This is a genomic window from Bradyrhizobium sp. USDA 4472 (genome assembly GCF_054058595.1).
Genome location: NZ_JBSSAM010000001.1, coordinates 7,383,227 through 7,407,753, shown reverse-complemented (window position 1 = coordinate 7,407,753; position 24,527 = coordinate 7,383,227). Strand labels below are relative to the sequence as shown.

Sequence of the window (24,527 nt, the reverse complement as noted above, 5' to 3'; positions counted from 1 at the left end):
GAGGCGGAGCAAACCCGCAAACAGTCCTCGTGAAATTCACGCCGCCGCCGATATGCCGGTGCCGGCCTTGATCGCATCGCGCGGCAGCGTCACGCGGACCACGGTGCCGGCTTCCAGCCTGGAGCGCAGCCGCATCGAGCCGCCGTGGAGCTGCGCCAGCGAGCGGGCGATCGCAAGGCCAAGGCCGGAGCCGTGATAGGTCTTGGTGAGCTGGCTCTCGACCTGCTCGAACGGGCGTCCGAGCCGGGCCAGCGAGTGCGGCGCGATGCCGATCCCGGTGTCGGCGATCATCAGCACGATCTTGTCCTCGAGCTGCCGGCTGCGCACCACGATGCGTCCGCCGTCGGGCGTGAACTTCACCGCGTTGGACAGCAGGTTCACGACGATCTGCTTGGTGGCGCGGCGGTCGGCGACGACGGAGATGGATTTCTCGATGTCGGCATCCAGCGTCAGGTTCTTGTCCTGGGCCCGGCCGGAGACGACGCGCAGGGATTCGGCCAGGGTCCGCGACAGGTCGAGCTCTTCCATGTCGAGCTTCATCCGGCCGGCCTCGATCTTGGACATGTCGAGGATGTCGTTGATGACCTCGAGCAAATAGTGCCCGCTGGTCAGGATGTCGTGGCAATATTCCTGGTACTTCTCTGAGCCGAGCTCGCCGAACATGCCCGAGCCCATGATCTCGGAGAAGCCGATGATGGCGTTGAGCGGCGTGCGCAGCTCATGGCTCATATTGGCGAGGAATTTCGACTTGGTCTGGTTGGCTTCCTCGGCCCGGGTCTTCTCGCGTTGGTACTTCTCGGCGAGATCGGCGAGCTCGATCGTCTGGCGTTCCAGCGCCGCCTGCGAGCGCTTGAGGTCGATGACGGTGGCGCGCAGGCGCAGATCGTTGTCAACGAGCTTCTGTTCGTGCTCCTTGATCCTGGTGATGTCCGTGCCGACGGAGACGTAGCCGCCGTCCTTGGTGCGGCGCTCGCTGATATGCAGCCAGCTGCCGTCGTCGAGCTGCGCCTCGAAAGTCCGTGCGCCCGGGCCTTGGGCCGCGGTCTCGTTGTGGCGGGTGCGGACTTCAGGCATGCGGCCGACTTCCAGCACGGTCTCGTAGGAGGTGCCCGGGATCACGGCCGTATCGGGTAGCTTGTGCAGGCGCTGGAAGTGCGAATTGCAGAGCACCAGGCGGTCGCTCGCGTCCCACAGCACGAAGGCTTCCGGAATGGTCTCGATCGCGTCGCGCAGGCGAAGGTCGGCTTCCACGGTGCGCTCGGCGAGGCTCTTCTGCTCGGTGATATCGACCGCGATGCCGATCAGGTGCATGCCGGCATCGCTGGCGCCGCGGGTCCGCTCGCAGCGGACGCGCAGCCAGATCCAGTGGCCATCGACGTGCTGCATGCGGAAGATCTGGTCGATGTGGTCGATCTTCCCGGAGATCAGCTGGTCGGCGATCTCGAACAGGTCGATGTCGTCGGACTTCACCAGCGCGTTGACCTCGCCGAAGGTCAGGAGCTCGTTGCGGCCGTCGAGGCCGAGCATCGAGAACATCGACTGCGACCAGAAAATCCGGCCGCGCGACAAGTCCCAGTCCCACAGCCCGCAGCGGCCGCGATTGAGCGCAGTGTCGATTCGGCCGCGCACGGCATCGTTGATGAGGTCGCCTTCGCGGGCGCGGGTCGACTGCCAGTGGAAGGCGAAACCGAGGATCAGGACGACGAAGCCTGTCGTCGCGGACAGCGTCACCGACAGCGCCGCGTCCGAGCCCCAGATCGGTTCGTTGCGCTCCTGGATCACCGTGACAAGGCCCGGCAGCGACTTGATCGGCCGCGAGGTCGCCAACGCGGCGTTGCCATCAGGCAGCGTCATGCTGGAGACGTCATTGTCGCGCGGCGGCGCGGCGAGCAGCTGGGCGGTGGTGATCGCATCGAGCAGGCGGTCGTTGCCGGCGGGATCATTGTCGATCGGGATGCGGGCAAGGATGCGGCCGTTGACGCCCGCCGAGGTGACGACGACATGGCGGCCCGAGATCCTGGCCCGCGACGGAATCATGTCGGGGAGCAGTGCCGGCAGGTTCTCGATGTTCTTCAGTCGCTCGCCGCGCACGGAGGTGACGCGGTCGATGCGTTCGGCGAGCAGCTCGGCGAGGGATGAAATGTCGTTCTGGATGACCAGGCGCTTCTGGCGCGTCTGGTCGACGACCTGGACGAACGCGCCGAGGCAGATCGTGATGAGGAAGGCGATGATGAGCGTCGGCACCGCGCGACGCAGCGCCGGCTCTGCGATCAGAAGCCGGTGATAGGCAGGTTTCGCGATCGATTGCGCCAATCCCTTGATCGAATCGGATTGGACGCACGCGTTCGCGGCGTCTGCGCGCGCCATGCCTTCGGCCCCCTGAAAACCTGCTTGCGACGAATTTCGAAAGCAGCCCCACGTCGCTTTCGAATCACAGCGATTTGAATCCACTTTGCGCAGGCTGTCGAGAGTCAACGAAACGTTAACGCGAAATAATTCTTATCCAATGGAGAGTTTCGTGCTGCGAGCCCGCAAACCCACGTGGACGAGGAGTCCGAAACAGGAACGTGCGACTCCTCACACCGTCGCCATCACGCGCGCGGCGGCTCGGCGTGACTGATGACGCGCTTCACGCTCGGGAATGCGCGACGCAGCCGGCGTTCGATCGCGTCGACGTGCTCGTGCACCTTGATCACGCTCATCGATGGCGTGGCGCGGCAGTGGAAGTTGACGATCTCGCCGGCTTCGGTGTTGCGAACGCGCACGTTATGGATGTCGTGGATCTCGCCGCCGGCGGCATATTCGGTCAGCGCCGCGGCGATGGTCTGCACCCTGTCAGGCGCAACGTCGACGCCGAACGGCAGTTCCGGTTCCAGCGGCTCGATATGGACGTCGACCTCGACGTCCGCACCGAACTCTTCCTGGATGTTACGTTCCAGCATGTTGGCGACGTCATGGGCGGCGTCGAGCCGCATCTCGGCGTCGACTTCGAGGTCGATGCTGACGATCAGCTTGGTGCCGAGATCGTGCACCGTGACGTGGTGGATGGCGAGCGCCGAATTGCGCGCGATCACCATGATGCGGTCGCGCACGGTCTCGTTGTCGCGGGCGACGGGGATGGCCGCGAATGAGAGGTCGGCATCGCCGAACGCCTTGCCGAGGGCGGCCTGGGCGTTGCGCTTGATGCTCTCGACGCGGTCGATCGGGTAGGTCCTGGGCACCTTGACGATGCTGTCGATGAAGGTGGTCGCCCCGACCATGCGCACGCGCAGCCGCTCGACCTCGATCACGCCGGGCACGCTGCGGATCGCGACCGTGGCCTTCTCCAGGGCCCCTTCCGGCGCGCGGTCGACCAGCGTGTGCACCGTGGAGCTCGCCATGCGCAGGCCGAGAGCCGCGATCATCACGGCCACGGCGGCGGCTGCCGCGGCGTCACCCCACCAGAAGCCGAAGGCTGCGAGAATCAGGCCCACGATCACGGCACATGAGCCCATCACGTCCGACGCAAAGTGCAGCGCGTCCGCAGCGAGCGCTTCGCTCCTCGTCTCCCGGGCGGCGCGGTGCAGGGCACGGGCGCGCCAGAGATTGACGACGATATCGACGACCAGCACGACGAACGGGACGGCCGAAATCGTCGGCGGCGGGGTTCCCTCACGCAGATGGCTGTAGGACTGGACCAGAATGCCGCCGGCGAGCACGTAAAGCAGCGCGGTGACGCCCAGCGCCGAGATGCTCTCGAGCTTGCCGTGGCCGTAATGGTGCTCGTCATCGGCGGGCTTGTCGGAGACCCGCACCACCGCCCAGGTGATGATGGTCGCGACCAGGTCGATCGAGGAGTGCAGCGCTTCCGAGATCAGCGCCAGCGATCCGATCGCGATGCCGACGATGAGTTTGGCCGCCGCCATGCCGCCGCTGGCCAGGATCGAGATGGCCGCGACCGATGTCTTGTCGTGTTGTCCGCTCATGGCGGGGGATTTAGCAGCCTAACGGCGAACATCAAGCGACCATCCACAAGCTGTAGTCGCAAGTGAGTTGCAGGAGCGAAGCTGTTGCGAATGCTTCTGAATTGAAGGGCGGTCTACTATGCCACGAGTTCGGTCTTGTAGGGTGGGTTAGCCTTGGGGCTGCGCAAAGCGCAGGCGCTGGGCGTAACCCACCGGTTTGAGCTCCACGGCCAAAGAAGTGGTGGGTTACGCTTCGCCAACCCACCCTACGAGACCGCCGTCGGAACGCCGACTACGGCAGCGTCACCACGATCTTCCCCAGATGCTTGTTCGCCTCCATGTGCTCGAACGCCTTGTCGATGTCGGAGAATGGATAGACCTTGTCGATCGGCAGCTGGAGTTTTCGCGATTCCACCGCGCCCCAGATGTCCTTCCTGACCGCCTCGAAGATCGCGCGGACTTCCTCGAGGCTGCGGGTGCGGAAGGTGACGCCGATATAGCTGATGCGGCGGGCCGCATGCAGGTCGAAGTTGAAATCGGCATGGGTGCCGCCGAGCCGGCCGACATTGACGATGCGGCCGAGCACCTTCGTCGCGGCGAGGTTCTGGTTGGCGACCCGGCCTGAGACCTGATCGACGGTGAGGTCGACGCCTTCGCCGCCGGTCGCCTTCAGCACCTCGTCGACCCATTTGGGGTCGGAGGAGTCGACCGCGAGGTCGGCGCCATATTCCTTCAGCCGGCCGCGGCGATAGGCATCGGTCGAGGAGCCGATCACGAGCCTGGCGCCCTTGAGTTTGGCAATTTGCATCGCCATCAGGCCGACGCCCGAGCTGGCGCCCTGGATCAGCACGGCCTGGCCGGGCTGCATGCCGCCGACTGTGACGACGGCATTGTGCATGGTCGCGAGCCCGACGGGCAGGGTCGCGGCCTCCTCGAACGTCATGTCGGAGGGCAGGCGGAACAACCTGCCGTGGTCGGCAAGCGTATACTCCGCGAACGCCGCGCCGCCCGAACCCATGATGCGATCGCCGACCTCCAAGCCCTTGGCGTCCGCTCCGAGCTCGGCAACTTCGCCGGCCCATTCCATGCCAAGCACGGTGCCGACGCCGCCGGCCGCACCGTGCGCGTGGCCCTTGCGCATGCCGGTATCGGCGCGATTGAGACCACAGGCGCGGACCTTGACGAGCACCTGCGTACCCTCAGGCTTTGGTTGAGCGACGTCGGAAATCCGAGCGCCTTCAGGACCGTAGACATAAGCCTTCATGAATTGCTCTCGCTTCTTGCAGTGATTATTCCGCGGCCTGCGCGTTTGGTTGAGCGATCATGCCTTCGAGCCTGGAACGTATGATGGCCTCCGCTTCGCGCACGATGCGCGAGATGAGCTCGCCGCAGCTCGGGATGTCCTGGATCAGGCCCTGCACCTGGCCGGCCGACCAGATGCCTTCATCCGAATTGCCTGTCGCGTAGACCATCTTGCCGCGGGCGCCGGCGACGAGCTCGCGGATGTCCTCGAACTTGGCGCCCTCCTTCTCCATCGCAACGACCTTGGTCGATATCTCGTTCCTGGCGACGCGCGAGGTGTTGCGCATGGTGCGGAAGATCAGCTCGGTCTCGCGCTCGTCATTGGCCACGATCTTTTCCTTGATGAGCTGGTGGATCGGGCTCTCCTTGGTCGCCATGAAGCGGGTGCCCATGTTGATGCCTTCGGCGCCGAGCGCGAGCGCCGCGACGAGGCCGCGGGCGTCGGCAAAGCCGCCGGAGGCGATCATCGGGATCTTGACCTTGTTGGCGGCGGCCGGGATCAGGATCAGGCCGGGGGTGTCATCCTCGCCGGGATGGCCGGCGCATTCGAAGCCGTCGATCGAGATGGCGTCGACGCCCATCCGCTCGGCCGACAGCGCATGCCGTACGCTGGTGCATTTGTGCACGACCTTGACGCCGTGCTTCTTGAATTCGTCGACATGCTCCTGCGGCTTGTTGCCGGCGGTCTCCACCACCGTGATGCCGCTGTCGATGATGGCGGCGCGGTATTCGGCGTAAGGCGGCGGCTTGATCGCGGGCAGGATGGTGAGGTTGACGCCAAACGGCTTGTCGGTGAGGTCGCGGCAGCGCGCGATCTCCCTGGTCAGGTCCTCCGGCGTCGGCTGGGTCAGCGCGGTGATGAAGCCGAGGGCGCCGGCATTGGCGACCGCGGCGACCAACTCGGCTCGCCCGACCCATTGCATGCCGCCCTGGACGATCGGGTGCTCGACCCCGACGAGCTTCGTGAACCGTGTCTGCAGCATATGTTTCCCCCGCCTGCGTGGCAGGCTCTGTTATCGGTTGATGGGGAAGAGGATGCCGCCGGGGTCGGGAAATGTCTATTGTTGGGGCGTGCGGCGAGGGCGGGGCTGCCTAGCGAAGCAATCCAGGCTGTGCCGTCGCGGACGGCCGGATTGCTTCGTCGCCAGCGCAAGGTTGCCTTGCAATTTTGACGCGGCGTCCTCGCAATCACGGCGGCTACTCCGCCGACAACCGCACCATCTGCCGGCCGCCGTTCATCTCTTTCAGGCTGTTGACGAAGTTTTCGGGGCGCTGCCAGCGATTGGGGACTTTCAAACCCATATACTCGGCGATATCGCCGATGAAGCCCGTGCAGTTGGTCGTCTCTGCGTTCCAGACCGGAGAGCTCGCTTTCAGCTTCTCGATATAGGCGAACACCCGCTTGGCATCGGCCTCGTTGAGGTACACGCGATAGCTCGCGGTCAGATAGTCGGGATCGAGATCGCCGTAGCTTGCGCCGGTCTCTGACGGTACCCAGGTGAAGTAGCCGAGCACGTAACTCCAGGTGTCACCGGCCGGCGTAAGGCCCGCAACCTCGACCGCGCGCTCGCTGGTCTTGCCGTACCAGACGAAGGCATGCCCCCAGCTCGCCGCCGTCCGCGCGCGGAAGTCGACGTAATAGGGGCCTTTCTCGGCGCGCGCCAGCGAGCGCCGCGCCGCTTGCGGTGAGGAGCGCGCCGCGGTGTCGGTCGTGACAAGCGCACTGGCATCGGCCATGCGCTTGTTCGTTTCGCGGTTCGCGCCTTGGTTCGTACCTTGCGCCGAAGCCGAGGCCATCATGCATGCGATCAAGGTCGCAAGCGCGAGGCCCGCAAGGATGCAGGATCCCGATCGATCAGCTTTGTTCGTCACGTTGAGCCCCTCGACTGTCGGCCGCTTCTCGCAGATCCCGCGCGTCGTTTGCGGTGCCTCAGTAGCGCGCGGCGACCGGGGCGGGCGCCTTGCCGATCGGAGCCTTGCCAACCGGGCTCTTGCCGATCGGCATCTTGCCGATCGGGGCCTGTTCGGCCGGATAGACCGGCACGGGCTGGCGGCGCGGCAGATCCGCAGCGTTTGCTGCCGTCACCAGAGCAAGCGTGGCACCCAGAACAATTGCAATCTTCTTCACAGTCATACCCCTAGAAGGTTTGGTCCAAACACGGCTGGTCCGTGCCCCCAGACACGCCTTACAAAAGGGCTGCCGAATGCGTCCACAGTGCGGCATCCCTGCGACAAGTTGGCGGCATTGATCGGCGCGCAGATGTCATGTGTTTCGAAATGTGCGCGGGCACATCAGGCGGCGTCAGGCTGACGGCGCGGTGGCGCGTCTTGTACGTCAGCGAGGCCGTGGAAATGATCGCCCGGCGGTCGCCATCATGTGCGCGCCGAGCCCGCGAGCGCGCCGAGCAGACCGGAGAGGAAGCCGAGGATGAAACGCATGGGCTGTTGGTCGCAGGCAGGCCCATCGTGGTTCGAACCGGATTGTAATTCCGGCCTCCCCCCGAAGCACTGCCCGTGCAACTACAACCTGAACTCGTTCGTCAGTTCGCCGATGCCGTCGATCGCCACCGTCACAATGTTCACCGGCTCCTTCATGACGCCGACGCCGACCGAGGTCCCGACGGCGATGAGGTCGCCGGGCAGCAACGTCATGTCATGTGAGATCTTGCTGACGAGCGCTTGCGCGCTGAAGATCATGTCGGAGATCGGATAATTCTGCCGCTCGGCGCCGTTGAGGATGGTGCGAACCGCGAGCCTGGCCGGATCGAGGCCGGTCGAGATCACGGGGCCGAACGGGCCGTAATCGTCGATGCCCTTGGCGCGGGCCCATTGCGGGAAGGTGGGATCGCTGGTCAGGATGTCGTTGGCGGTGATGTCGTTGACGCAGGTGTAGCCGAAGATGAAGCCGTCAGCTTCGTCGGGCGAAACACGCGCGCAGGTCTTGCCGATGACGATGCCGAGCTCGCCCTCGTAGGTGGTCTTGCCGTCGTAGTAGGAGGGACGGCGGATCACGGCACCCGGCGTCGTGATGGTGGTGGTGGCCTTGAGCAGATAGAGCGGCTCCGGTGGCCCGGGCTGGTTCAGCTTGGCCGCGAGCGCGTGAAAATTATTCCAGAGCGCGACGATCTTGCTGGGGGCGCTAGGAGCGAGCAGCTCGACCTCCGACAGCGCCAGCGTCTTGCCCGTCGCAGTATTGCGGCCGAACATCTCGCCCTCATGGACGCTGATTTCAGCTGCGGTCAGCGTGCCGAAGCCGGTGGTGCCGGCGTGGCGGAAGCGCAGCCATTTTTTCGTCTCGGTGCCCATCACGCCACCGCCAGCGCGCGAGGATCAGACCGCGCGGAGACGCCGTCATAGAGGCCGGCGACGCGGGCGCGCTGGGTCACCATCGCCAGCACGGAATCCAGCGCCGGGGTGGGGATTTTGGTCAACCGGCCCATCTCCTGCACCACGGTGACGAGAGGGTCGATCTCCATCGGACGGCCGCGCTCGAGATCCTGCAGCATCGAGGTCTTGTGCGCGCCGACCTTGCGGGCGCCCTCGATGCGGCGCTCGACATCGACGCGGAACTTGACGCCGAAGGTTTCGGCGATGGCTTGCGTCTCCACCATGATCGCCCGCGACAGCGCCCGCGTGGACGGATCGGTGCAGATCACGTCGAGCGTTGCATGGGTCAGCGCGCTGATCGGGTTGAAGCAGACATTGCCCCAGAGCTTGAGCCAGATTTCGTCGCGGATGCGGTCGAGCACCGGCGCCTTCAGGCCGGCCGCGACGAACAGGTCGGCGAGCCGCTGCACGTCCGAGGTGATCTCGCCGGAGGGCTCGCCGAGCGGGAAATTGGTGCCGTAGACGTGGCGGATCACGCCGGGCGCCTCGATCTCGGTGGCGGGATAGACGATGCAGCCGATGGCGCGTTCGGCCCCCAGCTCGCGCCATTGCCGCCCGCCGGGATCGATGCTCTCCAGCGTCGAGTTCTCGTATTCGCCGCCATGCTTGTAAAAATACCAGTAGGGAATGCCGTTGACGGCGGTGACGATGCGGGTGTGGGGCCCGAGCAGCGGCGCCATCTTCTCGATCACGCCGGTGATCGAATGCGCCTTCAGCGTGACGATGACGTAGTCCTGCACGCCGAGCTCGGCCGCGTTGTCGGTGCAGCGGGGATGGACGGTGTGCGTCTCCTCGCCGGCGAGCAGCGTCAGGCCGCGCTCGCGCATGGCGGCGAGGTGCGCGCCGCGCGCGACCAGGCTGACATCGGCGCCTGCGCGCGCCAGCTGCACGCCGAGATATCCGCCGATCGCGCCGGCGCCGTAGATGCAGATCTTCATGAAATCCTCGCGGGGGTAGCGGAATTTGACGACGAGAGATCCGGTCCGGCCCGGATGTGTCCGAGCCGGCCAGGCAGTTGCAGGGAAGAGGCGTGGCCGCTCTAGGCGGCTTGCGGCGTGCTGTTGGTCGCCTCGTCGACGGCGGCCGCGATGTCGCGCATGCTGATGACGGAGACGAGGCTGTAGTCGTCGATCACCGGCAGGTGCCGGATGTGATTCCGATTCATCAGATGCCGGACATGCTCGATCGTGTCGGAGGAGGTGCAGGAGACGAGCTGCTGCACCGACACGAGCTGCGAGACTTTCACGTTGACTGCATTGGCGCCGTGCTCGGCAACCGCGCGCACCACGTCGCGCTCGGTGAACATGCCGACCGCAGTGTTGCCTTCCGAGCGGACCACGTCCTTCACCACCAGCGCGCTGATGTTGTTGGCCCGCATCAGCTTGGCGGCAATACCCACCGTTTCGTTCATTCGCACCGTGACAACGCGCGGCGTCTTCTTGCGCAGAATGTCTCCGACCAGCATGGCAACCTCCCTGGGGTGAACGTGGAGGGAGTGTGGTATACATAATGCCAATCGTCAAGCGCTGGATTTGGCTGATCCGAAAAATCTTGCGGCAGCGATGCTGACGTTTGTTCTCGCAAAGCAAAGAAAAAGGGGCGCATCGCTGCGCCCCCTTTCATCAGTCGTATATGGGGGTCTGGCGGCTCAGGCCGTCCCGGTCTTGGCGCGGGTCTTGGCAGGTGTCTCGGCGCTGCCGGCAGCCGCATTGGCGCTCTCGGCTTCGTTGCCCAGGATGAAGGAGCGGCGCATGGGCTTGATCACGAAGATGGCCATCAGCGCCGCCGTCGCGTTCAGCGCCACGGCCACCACGAACACGGCCTTCCAGCCATAGGCGGCCGAGATCACGCTTGCGAGCGGAACCAGCAACGCGGCGGTACCCTTCGCGGTGTAGAGCATGCCGTTGTTGGTGGTCGCATATTTCGAACCGAAGGTATCACCGCTGGTGGCGGGGAACAGCGAATAGATCTCGCCGAACACGCCGAAATAGACCGCGGTCGCCAGCACGAAGACGAGCGGGATGTGGCCATAGGTCGACAGCGTCAGGAGCATCAGCGCAGCAGTGCCGAACGCGATGAACATGGTGTGCTCGCGGCCGATCGTATCCGACACGAAGCCGAAGAACGGACGTCCGAAGCCGTCGAAGATGCGGTCGAGCGAGATCGCGAAGGTCAGGGCCGCCATCTCGAAGCCGGCGAGCGAAACAGGCGTATCGGCGATCTTGAAGTCGTGCGCGATCGGCGCGATCTGCGCCGCGGTCATCAGACCGCCCGAGGCGACCATCACGAAGACGAGGTACATTACCCAGAAAATAGGGGCGCGCAGCACCTGCGGCGGGGTGAAGTCGACCTGGGTCTGCGGCAAATTGAGCCGCTTCTTCTTCGGCGGGATCGAAAGCCGCGGCGGCTGGATGAAGAAGGCGAGCAGGAACACGATCACGCCCTGGCCGATGCCGAACGTGAAGAACGCGCTCTGATAGCCGCTCGCTGCGATCATGTGCGCAATCGGCACCACGGTGAGGGCTGCGCCTGCGCCGAAGCCCGCGGCCGTGGCACCGGCGGCGAGGCCGCGGCGATCGGGAAACCATTTCAGCGCATTGCCGACGCAGGTGCCGTACACCGCGCCCGCGCCCATGCCGCCGAACACGGCCGCCGCGTAGAGCAGGGGAAGCGAGTCAGCATAGGAGTTGAGCACCCAGGACAGCGTGATCATCACGGCACCGAACATGATGACGATGCGCGGGCCGTATTTGTCGACGAACCACGCCTCGACCGGCACCAGCCACGTCTCCGTGATGACGAAGATGGTGAAAGCGAGCTGGATCGAGGCGCGACCCCAATGGTGTGCGTGATCGATCGGATCGACGAACAGGGTCCAGCCATATTGCAGGTTGGCAATCATCGCCATGCAGGCGATGCCCATGGCGAGCTGGAGCCAGCGGAAACCTGTGCGAAGAGGCGCAGCGGTGACGGCGCCATCCGTGCTGGAAATCATCAACAACCTCCCAAGCGCCTGTCTGTCACGACAGCGCCGCCTACATGGCGGAGTGTCGCAAATATTGTGGCTTATGGTGCAAGCGCGGCAGGCAGCTTGGTATACCATATTCCAGAATGCAAGCCCTATGTCGGGGGTAAGCTCAAGAAAAGTGCAGGATTCCCCGGGGTTTCCGGTATCGGGGTATTTTCGGGAAGCCGAAACGCCCGGCCAAGAGGCGGGCGCGATGCGCGAGATGGAAGCGAGGTCGGATGTTGATTGCGCCGCCACCACCTTGCGCCAGCGCTTGAACGCCACGAGCGCCAGCAGCAAGGTCAGGATCCGGCCGCGAGGACGAGCACGTGGATCTCGCGGCGGGCGAAGAACACGAGGCCCGACAGGACCACGAACCAGATCGGATCATGGCCCCGGGTGCGCTTACAGGCCGAAGCGGGGGAGATCGCCGTTCTGGTTGGAAATCTCGGCGCTCGCCATCAGGAAGCGGTCGACGGCCGCCATGAAGCGGGCGAACAGCGAGGCGGAGGGCGCAAGCGCGACGGAAGCGGTCTTGGACATCGGAATTTCCCTTTCTTAAAGACAGTCAGCAATACTGTCTCATTTCGAAGGTTGTTCTATGTATACCAGATGCCAATGTCCACACACGCCACTGCATAACAGCATGTGAATGCCGCATTGCAGCATACTACCTTCGTTAAAGCAGGCCGTTTAGGCCTGGAAACGGGGCTTTTTCGGCCTCAGAACAGCGAGAGGTAGGTCCGGGCTACTCCGGACCGGGCCGTGCCGGGCTCTTGGCACCGCAGTGCAAAACCGTTAGTGGTTCGCCCCCTTTTCCTATCATCAGTCAGAGTGGTTCATGTCGAGCGCCTCGCCCGCCGTCTCGATCGGCATCGATTTTGGGACCAGCAACACCGTCGTCGCACTTGCCGCGGACGATCGCCGGGTCGAGGCCATCAGGTTCGACCACGGCGGACAGCGCCACAGTACTTACGTCTCGGCACTGTGCTTCTGGGAGGACCGGCCGGGCGCCGGCGCCCAGGCCGAAGGCGGACCGTGGGCGATCGAGCAGTTTCTCGAGGGGCGGCACGTCTATCGTTTCCTGCAGTCGTTCAAGACCTTTGCGGCAAGCTCGAGCTTCAACACCACGCAGGTGTTTCGGCAGCGCTTCAAGTTCGAGGACATTCTGGCGGCATTCCTGCGCACGCTGGCGCGTCATGGCGGTGACAGGTTCGGCTTCGAGGCCGCCAACATCACGGTCGGCCGTCCCGTGCGCTTTGCCGGCGGCAATCCCGACGACGATCTCGCCATGCAGCGCTACCGCGCCGCGTTCGAGCGCCTGGGCGCCGGTCACGCGCGTTATGTCTACGAGCCCGTCGGCGCGGCGTTCTCCTTCGCCCGGCGCCTCGAGCGCGACGCCACCGTGCTGGTTGCGGATTTCGGCGGCGGCACCAGCGATTTCTCGGTGATGCGGTTCTCCCGCGCCGGCGGCCATTTGCGGGCCGAACCGCTCGGACACGCCGGCATCGGGATTGCGGGCGACACGTTCGATTATCGCATCGTCGACCACGTGGTCTCGCCGCGGCTCGGCAAGGGTTCGAGCTTCCGCTCGTTCGACAAGGTGCTGCCGATCCCGAACAGCCACTACACCAACCTCGCACGCTGGCATCAGCTCGCGCTGATGAAGAGCAACGGCGATTTGCGCGAGCTCAGGGAGCTTGCGCGCACGGCGGTGGAGCCTGAACAGCTCGAGGATTTCATCACCATCGTCGACCTCGATCTCGGCTTCTCGCTGTACCGCGCGGTGTCTGACGCCAAGGTCGCGCTGTCGGCCAAAGACGAGGTGGATTTCCGCTTCAAGGGCGGCGGCGTCGATATCGGCTCCGCCATCACGCGGAAGAAATTTGATAGCTGGATTGCCGACGACATCGCGCGGCTGGGCGCTACCGTCGACAAGGTGCTGGGCGAAGCCCGCATCACCGCGCGCGAGGTGGAGAAGGTGTTCTTGACCGGCGGCACCTCCTTCGTTCCGGCGGTTCGAAAACTGTTCGCCGACCGGTTCGGCAACGAGCGGCTGATGTCGGGCGACCAGTTCGAATCGATCGCCTACGGCCTGGCGCTGATCGGACACAGTGCCGAACCGGATCGCTGGACCGCGGATGGTGGGTTGAAGTCGAAGGCCGGCGCATAACCCTCGTTGCGATCAGCGGCCGCACACCCGGTGCGGGTTATTCTCGCGGAGGGTTCCTCATTCTCCGTGATTGCGACGAGCTCTTGCGGCGAAGCAATCCAGGCTGCCATCGCGGAGGGATTCTGGATTGCTTGCCGGCGCCCTCATCGGGCCGCGCTTCGCGCGGACCCGCTGGCTCGTTATGACGACGTGCGGAGATGCGCGCATCCGATCGAACAGATTGACCCGCGGCTTTCATTCGGATCGCACCCGACGGCGCGCTACAAGCTACTGATTGATCTCGGGCTCGACGAGCTTGGCAAGATTGCGCAGCGATTCCTGCCAACCGAGATAGCAGGCCTCGACTGGAATGGCGTCGGGTAGGCCGGCCTGCGTGATATCGACTTCGGTGCCGACCAAGACCTTCTTCAGGGTTACGGTCACCTCGATCACGCCCGGCAGGTTGGGGTCGTCGAATCGATCCGTGTAGCGCAGGCGCTGGCCGGGGACGAGCTCGAGATATTCGCCGCCAAACGAATGGCCGTTGCCCGTGGTGAAGTTCCGGAAGGACATCTTGAACGTGCCCCCGACCTTCGGCTCGAGATGATGCACGGTGCAGGTGAAGCCGTTGGGCGGAAGCCATTTCGCCAATGCATCCGCCTCCACGAAGGCGCGATAGACTTTTTCCGGGCTGGTCGTGAGAACGCGGTGCAGGCGTACGGTGCCGGGCATGTTTGTCATTCCTTATAAGCTGATGGGCTCGACATTATCGTCTGTTGGCCCTTCATGCACCGAGGACGAAGGAGAGGCTCTCGATCCGACAAAGCATTGCAGAAAAAGAGAGCCGCCGGAACCGGCGGCTATGTCGCCTGGCTGATCTGCGGCTCATCGCGTGCAGTCTTCACCTGCACACAACGTTCCCATGCGGCCCCGGCCGTTGAGATTGCCTGGCGGCAGCAGGGGTCACCGTGCTCGCGGAAGTCTTGCCATTGTCCGCATTGTAGTTCCTGCCCGACGACTTCCTGGCGCCGGCGCATGCATGTCGATGAAGAGGGAGATGCCGACCGTCTTCCGGCCGCGCAGCGCCGGATCGGAAATCTCGCCGCAATCAAAATCCCTTCCAGCTCTGTTAGTCCGGTAGAAGCAAAGCAGCCCGTAGCGCCCGCAAGACGCCGTCAATCGAGCGCCTCAACGGCGAGATCAAGCCACGCGGCGAGCCTTCGGGATCTTCCCAATGGGGATGCCATCGTCCGGTTCATCGGCGCGATGCTGCTCGATCAGGATACACCCGCTACACCACGCCGACACAACCGGTTATTGACATTGGCGCACTTAAAAATTGCATATCACACATAAGCAATTAAGAGTTGCATCTGTTCGCCGTGCCCGCTATAGGGCGGTAGTGGCAGAGGGAAGCAAGCGTGAAGCAGCATTGGAGACAGAACCAAAGAAGCAACCGGGAAAAATGCGCGTGGCTTTTGCGGGGTGCGCTTGATGCGGAACGTCGGAGATCTTCAGGAAATCTCGGCCGATGTCCCGTGTCGCTCGCCTGTGAAGAGAGCGGTGAAAGCCGGTGCAGGGCGCACGGACTGATGAGTTCGCCGTTCAAGTGAGCCGATGGGCCATCAACATGTGGGATGCCGCGGCATGACCATGCTGACCCGTGATCCTAACTATCGTTGCCGCTGGTTTTCGGCTGAGAGGATCGTCGCATCTTTTGGTTGTGTTCCTGAGTTCCTCTGGGGCATCGGATGATCCGCGATCTGCTGGCGTCTCGTGAGTTCATCGTTTCGCAGGACTGGCCGAAGAGTTTGGCGCGGACCTTCCCGGCACTCTCCAGACGCGAGCAGCCCTCAGTCGCCCGGGGCACGATCGCGGACGATCTCCGGTCGCATGGCCTGCCGCGACAGCAATTTCGAACCCCGCTGGAGCCGAAAGCGACGCGCGTCTCGATGGACGATCCCGCGATCGACCTGCCTGATTTGCAGATGAGCGAGCGTGGCCTGCGTGGTCAAGCGACGCGCGGGGGAAGGTCACCATGAGCAATCCCTATTCATTGGCGCACCTGACGGCTTTGGGACTTCCTCCACCCCAGTTGATCGAGGCCGCAAGCGATGCCGGTTACCAATATGTGGGCCTGCGGCTCAACCGGACGACACCCAACGAGCCATTGTACGATCTGCTTCATGATCCGAAGCTCATGAGGGAAACAAAGGCGAGCCTCGCCAATTCCGGGTTGGAGGTCTGGGACATCGAGGCGGCCCGCATGGATCCACCACGTGATCATCTGCACTATCGGGAGTTTCTCGAAGCCGGTGCCGAACTCGGAGCTCGGTACATCCTCGCCCAGTTGCCAGATCCCGAAAAGAATCGCGCGATTGACCGGTTTGGGTCCTTATGTGAGATGGCCAAGCCGCTCAATCTGAATGTTAGTCTCGAGTTCGTGTCGTGGACGGAGACGCCGGGTCTCGTCGATGCCGCTTATATCGTGCGCGAGGCCAATCGTCCTAACGCCAGTATCTTGCTCGACACGCTGCACTTCGACCGTTCTTGCTCGAGCCTGGAGCTTCTAAGGGCGCTCCCGCCCGAATGGTTCAAGTGGGCTCACGTTTGCGACGCTCCAGCGCATCATCCGCCTGATCCCGAAGGGGTGATCTATGCGGCGCGGTGTGAAAGACTTGTTCCCGGTGAAGGAGGAATAGACATAAAGCGTATCCTCGCCTGCTTGCCGGACGACATCGTATACGCTCTCGAGATACCCAACGACGCCTCCGTGTCGAAAACCGGATTTCGCGAACATGCTCGCCGGGCAATAGGTGAAACCAGATTTCATTTGGAAGACGATCGAGTCTCCAAAAAGTTCGATGCAAGACGGTAGTGCAAACACTCGGTGCTGAGCTCAGTCATGTCGCTGCATCTGCAATCGCAATCGAACCGACGTCGAGCCGATGCAGATCAAGCGTACACCCTGACATTGACAGGCATCTGCGGACCTCTGCCATGCGGAGTGACGGCTATGGCGGTAAAGGGTGCAACACATGAACCATGAACGAATACTCGAATGCGACGTGCTTGTGCTCGGCTCCGGCGCGAGCGGCTTGTCGGCGGCGGTCACTGCCGCAACGCATGGCCTGCGTGTGATAGTGATGGAGAAGGAAGAGGTTTTCGGTGGAACGAGCGCGTGGTCGGGAGGCTGGATGTGGATTCCTCGCAATCCGCTGGCGAGGCGTGCAGGCATCCGGGAAGAGATTGATGCGCCACTGACGTACCTGAAAAGTGAATTAGGGACACAATTCGATGCCGCTAAGGCGACCACGCTGCTTGAACGTGGCCCTGAAATGGTTGATTTCTTCGAGCGTCACACCTCAGTGCGCTTCGTCGAAGGCAATATTCCGGATTTCCATCCGACACCTGGTGCCGCGGCAGGGGGGCGGTCGGTTTGTGCCATGCCATTCGACGCGCGCGAACTTGGCCCATTGCTCGACAAGCTACGCGAACCCTTATCGGTCATTACGATCAAGGGCATGGGGATTGCGGCCGGCCAAGACATCACACATTTCTATCGAGCGACGCGCTCGATAGAGTCCGCGCTCTACGTAGCTCGCCGGCTGCTCGCATTTGCTTGGCATAAGCTCCGGTACGGACGTTCGATGCACCTCGTCAATGGCAACGCGCTGGTCGCCCGCCTGCTGAAATCGGCGGTCGATCGCGAAGTCGACTTGCGCACTCGTGCGCGCGCCGTTGCCTTGCTGAGGAATGATCGCCGCGTGACGGGAGCCATTGTCGAAGTCGCCGGTACCAGGCATGAGGTGCGCCCGACGCGCGGCGTCGTGCTTGCCTGTGGTGGCTATCCACACGACGTAGAAAGAAGGGCTCAGACGTTTGCCTATACACCCTCTGGTCTCGACCATTGGTCTGCGGCTCCGCGCACAAATACCGGAGACGGCATCCGTCTTGGGGAAGCCGTCGGGGGGCGCTTCAACAATACACTTGACGCGCCTGCCGCGTGGGCGCCCGTTTCGCTGGTTCCTCAGCGCGGGGGCGCGGATATCGTCTTTCCCCACTTGCTCGACCGTGCAAAGCCTGGCGTGATTGCGGTAACGCGCGCCGGCAGACGTTTTGTCAACGAAGCCGCGTCATATCGAGACTTTGTCTCCGCGCTGCTGGCAAGCACGCCATCCGGCGAAGAGGTGTGCGCCTGGCTGATCTGCGATCATCGTTTCCAGCGACGCTACGGTCTCGGCTTCTCCAAGCCATTTCCCTTTCCCGTAGGCCCATATCGACGCTCGGGATATCTCGTGCAGGCCGCGAGCTTGAGCGAACTCGCGATGAAATGCCACATCGACCCGCAAGCGTTGAAGAACACCGTAGAAAGCTACAACACGCATGCCAAGGAAGGCACTGATCCCCAATTCCACAAAGGCTCTACAGTCTATAACCGCGCGCAGGGAGATGCCGAACATCAGCCGAATCCCTGCCTCGCCCCGATCGAAGAGAGTCCGTTTTACGCGGTTAAACTGTTGCCCGGGAGTCTCGGCACGTTCGCGGGATTGGCGACCGACATCGACGCGCGGGTGCTCGATGAGAACAATTGCGCTATTCCCGGCCTGTACGCGGTAGGCAACGACAGCGCCAGCATGATGGGCGGCTTTTATCCGAGCGGCGGCATAACTCTGGGTCCCGCAATGACGTTCGGATACCTCGCGGGGCTCGCGCTTGCCCGTAGAAATGGGGCGCCGCAGCGCGATTTCTTCGCAGCTAAAGACAAAGCGGCTGCCGACAGCCCAGTTTGATTTCGAGAGCTAAGTGGAAAGACGAACCATGAACAATACTGTCATCAAATCCCGCCAGCTGAACATGCCGAAACTCGGCTTGGGGACGTGGCCAATGGTCGGGGAAGAATGCACCCGGGCCGTGCTTCAGGCGCTCGAGCTCGGATACCGTCACGTGGACACTGCGGCGGCCTACCAAAACGAAGATGCGGTGGGCCGAGCGCTCGTCGAAACCGACGTGCCGCGCGAAAACATCCATGTGACAAGCAAGGTCTGGTGGGACAAGTTGGCCCCGGACGACATGCGTCAGTCGTTTGACAACACGCTCCGGGCGTTGCGGAGCGAGTACGTAGATCTGTTTCTGATTCACTGGCCGGGAAAAGGTGGCGACCTGGCGCGCTCGATCGAGACGCTGGTCTCGCTCAAAGAGCAGGGGCGCGCGCGCAACATCGGCGTGGCAAACTTTCCCCTGCCATTGCTGCGCCAGGTGGTTGAGGGGATGGGGGCTCCCTTGGCCGCCATCCAGGTCGAGTATCACGTCACATTGGGCCAGAGAAACTTGCTTCAATTCGCTTGTGACCATGAAATGGCATTGACCGCCTATAGTCCACTCATGCGCAACAAAGCGCACGAAATACCTGAGCTTGTTCGCATCGCTGAGAAGCACGGGGTGCTTCCGACCCAGGTGGCCCTCAAATGGCTGCTCGATCAACCGAATGTTGCCGCGATTCCCAAAGCCAGCAGCAGGAAAAACCAGTCGAGCAATCTGGCGTCCTTCGACGTGCAACTCGACGATGAGGATCGCGCATTGATTGCGACCTTGCCGAAGGATCAACGGGTGGTTAGTCCGGAGTACGCACCGCAGTGGGACCCGCCGGTCTGATCGCGGTTCCGAGGACGCCTCGGCAGCAGGCCGCCGTCAATCTCGCAGTCGGGTACGATGAATTTGGGATTTCTTTACGCGCTGATCGCCTTCACGATTTGGGGGCTTTTTCCGTTCTATTTCAGGTTGCTGAAGGTCGTCCCACCTCTCGAAGTGCTTGCGCACCGGATGGTATGGTCGCTTGTCTTCGTAGCCGTTGCGCTTGCGATACGTCGCGACACGCGTTGGCTCGTCACTGCGCTTCGCGAGCCAGGCAATTTGGTGCGTTTCGGAGCGTGCGCTGGGCTGCTGTCTGCGAATTGGGGCTTATATATCTGGGCGGTCAACAGCGGCCGCATCGTCGAGGCGAGCCTTGGATACTTCATCAATCCACTCGTCAGCGTGCTATTCGGGTTTGCGTTCTTGCACGAGCGTCTGCGGCCTCTGCAATGGGGGGCAATCGCATTCGCAGTAGGGGGCGTTCTGTGGCTTACGTGGGAAAATAGTGCGCTGCCATGGATCAGCCTGGTGCTCGGGGTCACGTTCGGTGCATATGGCCTGTTGCGCAAGACCGCGAAACTCGGTCCCCTCGATGGGCTGGCATTGGAAATCACGCTGCTCTTTCCTGCCGCGTTTTTCTATTTGTTATGGCTCGCAGCGCACGGCGACAGCCATTTCGGCAGCGTGCATCCCGGCCTGCAGCTGCTGCTGGCCGGAGCCGGTCCCGTGACGGCGGTACCACTGTTGCTGTTCGCGGCGGGAGCGCGTCGCATCCCGCTGTCAACACTGGGGATCATGCAATACATAACGCCTACGCTGCAGCTGCTCCTCGGCGTATTTGCTTATGGTGAGCCGTTCGGTCGTGTGCAGCTGATCGGCTATGGTGCGATCTGGATCGCGCTCATGTTGTACTCGGTCGAAAGTCTGTGGCCTCGGGAAGCGAAGGTGGAGGCGAGGGCGCACTGATCCTGAAGGGTGGGGCGAGCAGCCTCGGAAGCACGTTCTGCAAGGCACAGGTTGTTCACGCCGGGCATGTCCAGTTTGTAAGCAGGACGAAGGCGGACATCAGGACGTGGACTCATTACGGCTGTCTGCCTTGACCTGCTGGCCGACTAGGTGACGCACGATTCAAATTTTGTTTTTTGACCTTGAGGCAGGCAAATCTCCGCCCACTTGGTCGTTGTCACGGTGCGCGGCGATGAACATGGCGACGGCCGACCGGCAATAGGATTCGATTTCGTTGTCGTCCTCTGCTTTCGCCTGATCGAAGCGTGCGATCATCAGGAGATCGGATCCTTTGAAAAGCGCGGCGAACAATCGGGCGGACCGGAGAGGATCGGGCACGTTCAGAACCGCCTTCGCGTGCAACTGACGCAACAGGGCCTCGATTTCGGCGATGACATGGGCGGGGCCGGCTTCGAAATGGAGCTTGCTTAACGCGTTTTGACTCGTCTTGTCAGCCATGACCATGGCTTCGAGGCTGCGGACGTCTGATCTCAACAGCGTGCGAAGCAGTGATGATCCCACCGCCACGAACTGATCTTCGACCGAACCGTCTACGCCTTCAAGAAGGGGCTGTGGTGCAAACAACTGATGGCAGCCGGCCGCCATGGCCGCGCTGAACAGCGCCTCCTTGTTCTCGAAGTGCCTGTAGATGCTGAGCTTGGATATCTTCGCTCGCTGGGCGACCTTGTCCAATGTCGTCGCTTGAAAACCCAACTCCACAAAGAGCTCGCGCGCGGCGTCGATGATGGTTTGGCCAAGCGCCTCGTTGGCGGGCCGGCCGCGCCGGCCCTGGCTGTTTTCGGTCACGGAAATTCCAGTACTTGACAGTATCCTAATTCTTGAATTACGATACCATGAAGTATCTGAAATGTGCAAGCCAGGGGGAGGGTGACTCCTTCGATGCAAAGACGAGCCCTGCTGAAGTTGGCTGCGCTTTCCCATCGACCTCGCCCGCGCTCAGGCCACCGCCAAGCCCAACTCGTCTCCCTCCATCCACAACACGGAGCCCATCACCATGGATGACGTCATCATCATCGGCGGCAGCTTTGCCGGTCTCGCCGGCGCCCTTCAGCTCGGCCGCGCCCGCCGCAAGGTCACCGTTCTCGATACCGGTCTGCCACGCAACCGCTTCGCCGGCCACTCGCATGGACTGCTCGGCCACGATCACAAGCCGCCGCTGGACATCCTGGCGGAGGCGCGGCGGCAGTTGGCGCGTTATCCCGCGATCAAGCTTTTCAGTGCCCGGGCCGACAGCGTCTCCGGCGCCATCGACAATTTCTCTGTCCTTACTGGCGATGGTGAAAGCCTTCCGGCGCGTCGTCTGATCCTGAGCTATGGAGTAGCCGACCAGATGCCTGATGTTCCGGGCTACGCCGAAAGCTGGGGCACGTCCATCGTGCCATGCCCCTATTGCGACGGCTTTGAAGTCGCCGGCCAGCATTGGGGCCTCGTCTGGTCCGGCCCGCAGTCGCACAATCAGGTCAGGCTGTTCCACGATTGGACCGACAAGTTGACGCTCTTCGCCGATGGTCATGACATTCCGGCTGATATCCAGGCCGATCTGGCGCGCCGCAACACACCGCTCGTCGATGGCCGGATCATCGAGATCGCCCATCACGCGGGCCATATAGCGACCGTCAATCTCGATACCGGCCGCAAAGTCGCGGTCGACATCCTGTTCGCCAATCCGCGCAACAAGCCGTCCGCAAGCCTGCATGAATCACTGGGCCTTGCCACCGTGGCTACGGCCGCTGGCATCGTCCTCAAGGTCGACGAGCGCCGTCAAACCAGCACGCCCGGCATCTACGCCGCCGGCGACCTCACCACGCCCTTCTTGCCCTCGGTCACCCAGGCGTCATCGCAGGGCGCGATGGCGGGTATCTTTGCCCAGCAGTCGATGGTGGTTTGAGAGGACCAATGAACAGCTTCGCAGGAAAATGGGCCCTGATCACTGGGGCGTCGAGTGGCCTCGGCCTCGACTTCGCAGATCTCCTGGCTGCGCAGAAAGTCAATCTCGTATTGGCGGCCCGAAGGCGGGAGTCGATGGAAAAGCTTGCCGCCGATCTTCGCCGCAAATACGGGGTGGATGTGCTGGTCGAGGCGATCGATCTTGCCGCGCCGGGCGCGGCCAGCCACTTGAAAAGCAGTCTCGATGCGAGGTCGGTGACGATCGACATCTTGCTGAACAGTGCCGGATACGGCTTGCACGGCGCTTTGTTGGACATGCCAATCGAGCGCACGACGGACATGATCCAGCTCAACATCACGACGCTTACAGAGCTGACCTACCTGTTCGGCCGTGACATGGCCGCGCGGCGATCTGGACATATCCTTCTCGTCGCCAGCCTCATGGCCTTCCAAGCCGTTCCAAGCTACGCGGCCTATGCGGCGACCAAGGCGTATGTCCTAGCCCTTGGCGAGGCCCTGCACGACGAACTCCGCTCGCATGGTGTGGTTGTTACCACTCTCTGCCCGGGGCACACCGCGACGGGCTTCGATGCGGTTGCCGGTGCAGCCACAACCGCCTTGCTGCGCCTCCTCACCATGAAGCCTCGTCCGGTCGCCGCGAGTGGTATCGCGGCGCTCTCAGAAGGAAGGGCGATAGTGATCCCGGGCCTGGCGAACAAGATGGCAGCCTTTTCTAATCGCCTGACGCCGCGATCAATGCAAAGGGCCACGTTGAAAAGAATAGTGAACGCTTAGCTCCTGGAGCGCTGGCGCGGCTCATCGAAAAAAGCGCGGGTTCTGAAGGCCAAAAGATGCAGACGGGCGTCGGTCCGGACCTGATCGTTCCTCCAGCGGAGAATGGATCGATTCATCCCGTTCGCCCTCGCTACTCGCTAAAGACGATGCGCGCTTTGGCATCGGACAGCTTAGAGAACAAGGATATGTCATGGCGCAGCAAAATGCCGATCGTCCCGATTGGAATGGCCAAAGCGGGGAGCGCTGGATCGTCCACCAGGCCCAGCTCGACGCCAGGCTGGCGGTGTTCGGCGAGGCCGCGATCGAAGCCGCCGCGCCCGCGGCGGGCGAGCGCGTGCTGGACGTCGGCTGCGGCGCGGGCACGTCAAGCCTGGCTCTGGCCGTCCGCGTCGGCGCGGGGGGCCAAGTGCTGGGCGTGGACATATCCGAGCCACTGATCGCCCGAGCGCGCGCGATTGCGCCACCGGATATGCCGGTCGTGTTCCGCGTGGCCGACGCCAGCAGCGCCGAGCTGCCAGAGGGGGCGTTCGACATTTTGTTCTCGCGTTTCGGGGTGATGTTCTTCGGCGATCCGACGGGGGCGTTTGTCCATATGCGCCGCGCGCTCAAGCCGGGCGGGCGGGTCGCTTTCGTCTGCTGGCGCGGCGCGGCCGAGAACGATTGGATGCGCCTGCCGATGGGCGCGATTAAGGGCATCGTCCCGGCGACCGCGCCGCCCGATCCCGAAACGCCCGGCCCGTTCTCGTTCGGAGACCGGGGGCGGGTGGCGCGCATCCTGACGGGGGCCGGCTTCAACGATATCGCTATCGCGCCCTTCGATGCTTCCGTTCCGTTTGGCGAGGGCGCGATGCGGGACGCGGCGATCGACGACGCGGTGAAGATGACGTTCGAGGTCGGCCCGCTGTCGCGCGCGCTTGTTGATCAGCCCGACGACATCCGCGCCCGCGCCTCGGCCGCGGTTCGTGCCGCCTTCGCGGACTGCCCCGGCGAGCGGTCGGTGATGATCGACGGCGCGACGTGGATCGTCACGGCGCGCAATCCCGCGCAAGCTGATAGCGATTAGCAGGGGGAGACGCCGCCTCGCTGGCGTTGATGGCCGCTGCGCTGGCCGGGTGCAAGGATACCGTGGCGCAAAAAGCCGAACCGCCCCGGTCGGTTGTGGTTGCGACCGCGCATTTTGACGCCCAGACCCCAGAGCGCATCACAGCTGGTTAATGAGTACACAGCCTGGCCTTTTTCGAGTGATGGCATCATGCCCCTGTTTTGCCCGACGCGTCAACCGATAATTCGAAAAATACGAAGTTGCATTTGGCGCGGGGGGCTACGGTGCATGGGGTTGTTTTCGGGTTTTGGTGTGAGCCCGTGGCCGGACGGTCTCATCGCACGCAAAAAA

General features: G+C 63.1%; 22 protein-coding genes and 1 pseudogene. 10 read left to right on the top strand and 13 right to left on the bottom strand.

What is annotated here, in order from left to right:
* Positions 1 to 36: 36 nt before the first annotated feature.
* From ACVWZ4_RS34975 to ACVWZ4_RS34925, 11 genes are all read right to left on the bottom strand, one after another.
* A complete protein-coding gene (locus ACVWZ4_RS34975) occupies positions 37 to 2,367 on the bottom strand; it encodes a PAS domain-containing sensor histidine kinase (RefSeq protein ID WP_456742158.1) in 2,331 nt (776 codons plus the stop codon).
* Positions 2,368 to 2,591: 224 nt separating this feature from the next.
* Positions 2,592 to 3,965: a cation diffusion facilitator family transporter gene (locus ACVWZ4_RS34970; protein ID WP_456742157.1), complete on the bottom strand. Its 1,374-nt coding sequence runs from the start codon at positions 3,963 to 3,965 to the stop codon at positions 2,592 to 2,594.
* 271 nt (positions 3,966 to 4,236) lie between these two features.
* Positions 4,237 to 5,208, bottom strand: coding sequence for a zinc-binding dehydrogenase (locus ACVWZ4_RS34965; protein WP_456734584.1), 972 nt, complete (start codon positions 5,206 to 5,208; stop codon positions 4,237 to 4,239).
* Positions 5,209 to 5,233: 25 nt separating this feature from the next.
* Positions 5,234 to 6,229, bottom strand: a complete 996-nt coding sequence (locus ACVWZ4_RS34960; protein ID WP_456702666.1) for an NAD(P)H-dependent flavin oxidoreductase — start codon at positions 6,227 to 6,229, stop codon at positions 5,234 to 5,236.
* Positions 6,230 to 6,443: 214 nt separating this feature from the next.
* On the bottom strand, positions 6,444 to 7,118 hold the full coding sequence (locus ACVWZ4_RS34955; protein ID WP_456742156.1) for a hypothetical protein: 675 nt from the start codon (positions 7,116 to 7,118) through the stop codon (positions 6,444 to 6,446).
* A 58-nt stretch (positions 7,119 to 7,176) separates the two neighbouring features.
* Positions 7,177 to 7,380, bottom strand: a complete 204-nt coding sequence (locus tag ACVWZ4_RS34950) for a hypothetical protein (RefSeq protein WP_456702668.1) — start codon at positions 7,378 to 7,380, stop codon at positions 7,177 to 7,179.
* A gap of 386 nt (positions 7,381 to 7,766) precedes the next feature.
* Positions 7,767 to 8,552, bottom strand: coding sequence for a fumarylacetoacetate hydrolase family protein (locus tag ACVWZ4_RS34945; protein ID WP_456742155.1), 786 nt, complete (start codon positions 8,550 to 8,552; stop codon positions 7,767 to 7,769).
* Positions 8,552 to 9,571: a 2-dehydropantoate 2-reductase gene (locus tag ACVWZ4_RS34940; RefSeq protein WP_456742154.1), complete on the bottom strand. Its 1,020-nt coding sequence runs from the start codon at positions 9,569 to 9,571 to the stop codon at positions 8,552 to 8,554. Before ACVWZ4_RS34940 ends, ACVWZ4_RS34945 begins: the two co-directional genes overlap by 1 nt.
* A 101-nt stretch (positions 9,572 to 9,672) precedes the next feature.
* Entirely contained in the window at positions 9,673 to 10,098 is a 426-nt protein-coding gene (locus ACVWZ4_RS34935; RefSeq protein ID WP_092226710.1) for a CBS domain-containing protein, read from the bottom strand.
* A gap of 183 nt (positions 10,099 to 10,281) precedes the next feature.
* Positions 10,282 to 11,628 carry an oxalate/formate MFS antiporter gene (gene oxlT / locus ACVWZ4_RS34930; protein WP_456702671.1) on the bottom strand — a complete coding sequence of 449 codons (1,347 nt, stop codon included), beginning with the start codon at positions 11,626 to 11,628 and terminating at the stop codon, positions 10,282 to 10,284.
* A gap of 417 nt (positions 11,629 to 12,045) precedes the next feature.
* A complete protein-coding gene (locus ACVWZ4_RS34925) occupies positions 12,046 to 12,183 on the bottom strand; it encodes a hypothetical protein (RefSeq protein WP_237859263.1) in 138 nt (45 codons plus the stop codon).
* A 298-nt stretch (positions 12,184 to 12,481) separates the two neighbouring features.
* On the opposite strand from ACVWZ4_RS34925, the gene ACVWZ4_RS34920 reads away from it, so the two are divergent.
* Complete coding sequence (locus tag ACVWZ4_RS34920) at positions 12,482 to 13,813, top strand: Hsp70 family protein (protein WP_456702672.1); 1,332 nt, start codon at positions 12,482 to 12,484, stop codon at positions 13,811 to 13,813.
* 267 nt (positions 13,814 to 14,080) lie between these two features.
* On the opposite strand, the gene ACVWZ4_RS34915 is transcribed toward ACVWZ4_RS34920, so the two are convergent.
* Positions 14,081 to 14,524 (bottom strand): SRPBCC family protein, encoded by a 444-nt coding sequence (locus ACVWZ4_RS34915; protein WP_456702673.1) that lies wholly within the window; start codon positions 14,522 to 14,524, stop codon positions 14,081 to 14,083.
* 1,019 nt (positions 14,525 to 15,543) lie between these two features.
* On the opposite strand from ACVWZ4_RS34915, the gene ACVWZ4_RS34910 reads away from it, so the two are divergent.
* The 5 genes from ACVWZ4_RS34910 (at position 15,544) to rarD (ending at position 20,392) form a co-directional block, all read left to right on the top strand.
* Positions 15,544 to 15,834 carry a hypothetical protein gene (locus ACVWZ4_RS34910; protein WP_456702674.1) on the top strand — a complete coding sequence of 97 codons (291 nt, stop codon included), beginning with the start codon at positions 15,544 to 15,546 and terminating at the stop codon, positions 15,832 to 15,834.
* Positions 15,831 to 16,670, top strand: a complete 840-nt coding sequence (locus ACVWZ4_RS34905; RefSeq protein WP_456742152.1) for a sugar phosphate isomerase/epimerase family protein — start codon at positions 15,831 to 15,833, stop codon at positions 16,668 to 16,670. Before ACVWZ4_RS34910 ends, ACVWZ4_RS34905 begins: the two co-directional genes overlap by 4 nt.
* Before the next feature lie 160 nt (positions 16,671 to 16,830).
* Positions 16,831 to 18,585, top strand: a complete 1,755-nt coding sequence (locus ACVWZ4_RS34900) for an FAD-dependent oxidoreductase (RefSeq protein ID WP_456742151.1) — start codon at positions 16,831 to 16,833, stop codon at positions 18,583 to 18,585.
* A gap of 28 nt (positions 18,586 to 18,613) precedes the next feature.
* Positions 18,614 to 19,447, top strand: a complete 834-nt coding sequence (locus ACVWZ4_RS34895) for an aldo/keto reductase (protein ID WP_456742150.1) — start codon at positions 18,614 to 18,616, stop codon at positions 19,445 to 19,447.
* Positions 19,448 to 19,504: 57 nt separating this feature from the next.
* The gene (gene rarD, locus ACVWZ4_RS34890; protein WP_456742149.1) at positions 19,505 to 20,392 is read left to right on the top strand and encodes an EamA family transporter RarD; all 888 of its coding nucleotides are present in this window, start codon (positions 19,505 to 19,507) and stop codon (positions 20,390 to 20,392) included.
* A gap of 162 nt (positions 20,393 to 20,554) precedes the next feature.
* Here rarD and ACVWZ4_RS34885 read toward each other — a convergent pair whose 3' ends face one another.
* Positions 20,555 to 21,238, bottom strand: coding sequence for a TetR/AcrR family transcriptional regulator (locus tag ACVWZ4_RS34885; protein ID WP_456742148.1), 684 nt, complete (start codon positions 21,236 to 21,238; stop codon positions 20,555 to 20,557).
* Between the two features lie 208 nt (positions 21,239 to 21,446).
* Between ACVWZ4_RS34885 and ACVWZ4_RS34880 the strand changes: the two genes are divergently transcribed.
* The 4 genes and pseudogenes from ACVWZ4_RS34880 to ACVWZ4_RS34865 form a co-directional block, all read left to right on the top strand.
* Complete coding sequence (locus ACVWZ4_RS34880; RefSeq protein WP_456734593.1) at positions 21,447 to 22,340, top strand: NAD(P)/FAD-dependent oxidoreductase; 894 nt, start codon at positions 21,447 to 21,449, stop codon at positions 22,338 to 22,340.
* A gap of 8 nt (positions 22,341 to 22,348) precedes the next feature.
* Positions 22,349 to 23,134, top strand: a complete 786-nt coding sequence (locus tag ACVWZ4_RS34875; protein WP_456702681.1) for an SDR family NAD(P)-dependent oxidoreductase — start codon at positions 22,349 to 22,351, stop codon at positions 23,132 to 23,134.
* 190 nt (positions 23,135 to 23,324) lie between these two features.
* Positions 23,325 to 24,197, top strand: a complete 873-nt coding sequence (locus ACVWZ4_RS34870; RefSeq protein ID WP_456734594.1) for a class I SAM-dependent methyltransferase — start codon at positions 23,325 to 23,327, stop codon at positions 24,195 to 24,197.
* Positions 24,198 to 24,226: 29 nt separating this feature from the next.
* Positions 24,227 to 24,346: pseudogene (locus ACVWZ4_RS34865) on the top strand (efflux RND transporter periplasmic adaptor subunit); the annotation flags it as partial.
* Between the last annotated feature and the right edge of the window lie 181 nt (positions 24,347 to 24,527).

Excerpts from the sequence above, each read along its gene's own strand:
- ACVWZ4_RS34975 (WP_456742158.1), bottom strand. The coding sequence starts at position 2,367 with ATGGCGCGCGCAGACGCCGCGAACGCGTGCGTCCAATCCGATTCGATC.
- ACVWZ4_RS34970 (WP_456742157.1), bottom strand. The coding sequence starts at position 3,965 with ATGAGCGGACAACACGACAAGACATCGGTCGCGGCCATCTCGATCCTG.
- ACVWZ4_RS34965 (WP_456734584.1), bottom strand. The coding sequence starts at position 5,208 with ATGAAGGCTTATGTCTACGGTCCTGAAGGCGCTCGGATTTCCGACGTC.
- ACVWZ4_RS34960 (WP_456702666.1), bottom strand. The coding sequence starts at position 6,229 with ATGCTGCAGACACGGTTCACGAAGCTCGTCGGGGTCGAGCACCCGATC.
- ACVWZ4_RS34950 (WP_456702668.1), bottom strand. The coding sequence starts at position 7,380 with ATGACTGTGAAGAAGATTGCAATTGTTCTGGGTGCCACGCTTGCTCTG.
- ACVWZ4_RS34945 (WP_456742155.1), bottom strand. The coding sequence starts at position 8,552 with ATGGGCACCGAGACGAAAAAATGGCTGCGCTTCCGCCACGCCGGCACC.
- ACVWZ4_RS34940 (WP_456742154.1), bottom strand. The coding sequence starts at position 9,571 with ATGAAGATCTGCATCTACGGCGCCGGCGCGATCGGCGGATATCTCGGC.
- ACVWZ4_RS34935 (WP_092226710.1), bottom strand. The coding sequence starts at position 10,098 with ATGCTGGTCGGAGACATTCTGCGCAAGAAGACGCCGCGCGTTGTCACG.
- oxlT (WP_456702671.1), bottom strand. The coding sequence starts at position 11,628 with ATGATTTCCAGCACGGATGGCGCCGTCACCGCTGCGCCTCTTCGCACA.
- ACVWZ4_RS34925 (WP_237859263.1), bottom strand. The coding sequence starts at position 12,183 with ATGTCCAAGACCGCTTCCGTCGCGCTTGCGCCCTCCGCCTCGCTGTTC.
- ACVWZ4_RS34920 (WP_456702672.1), top strand. The coding sequence starts at position 12,482 with ATGTCGAGCGCCTCGCCCGCCGTCTCGATCGGCATCGATTTTGGGACC.
- ACVWZ4_RS34915 (WP_456702673.1), bottom strand. The coding sequence starts at position 14,524 with ATGCCCGGCACCGTACGCCTGCACCGCGTTCTCACGACCAGCCCGGAA.
- ACVWZ4_RS34910 (WP_456702674.1), top strand. The coding sequence starts at position 15,544 with ATGATCCGCGATCTGCTGGCGTCTCGTGAGTTCATCGTTTCGCAGGAC.
- ACVWZ4_RS34905 (WP_456742152.1), top strand. The coding sequence starts at position 15,831 with ATGAGCAATCCCTATTCATTGGCGCACCTGACGGCTTTGGGACTTCCT.
- ACVWZ4_RS34900 (WP_456742151.1), top strand. The coding sequence starts at position 16,831 with ATGAACCATGAACGAATACTCGAATGCGACGTGCTTGTGCTCGGCTCC.
- ACVWZ4_RS34895 (WP_456742150.1), top strand. The coding sequence starts at position 18,614 with ATGAACAATACTGTCATCAAATCCCGCCAGCTGAACATGCCGAAACTC.
- rarD (WP_456742149.1), top strand. The coding sequence starts at position 19,505 with ATGAATTTGGGATTTCTTTACGCGCTGATCGCCTTCACGATTTGGGGG.
- ACVWZ4_RS34880 (WP_456734593.1), top strand. The coding sequence starts at position 21,447 with ATGGATGACGTCATCATCATCGGCGGCAGCTTTGCCGGTCTCGCCGGC.
- ACVWZ4_RS34875 (WP_456702681.1), top strand. The coding sequence starts at position 22,349 with ATGAACAGCTTCGCAGGAAAATGGGCCCTGATCACTGGGGCGTCGAGT.
- ACVWZ4_RS34870 (WP_456734594.1), top strand. The coding sequence starts at position 23,325 with ATGGCGCAGCAAAATGCCGATCGTCCCGATTGGAATGGCCAAAGCGGG.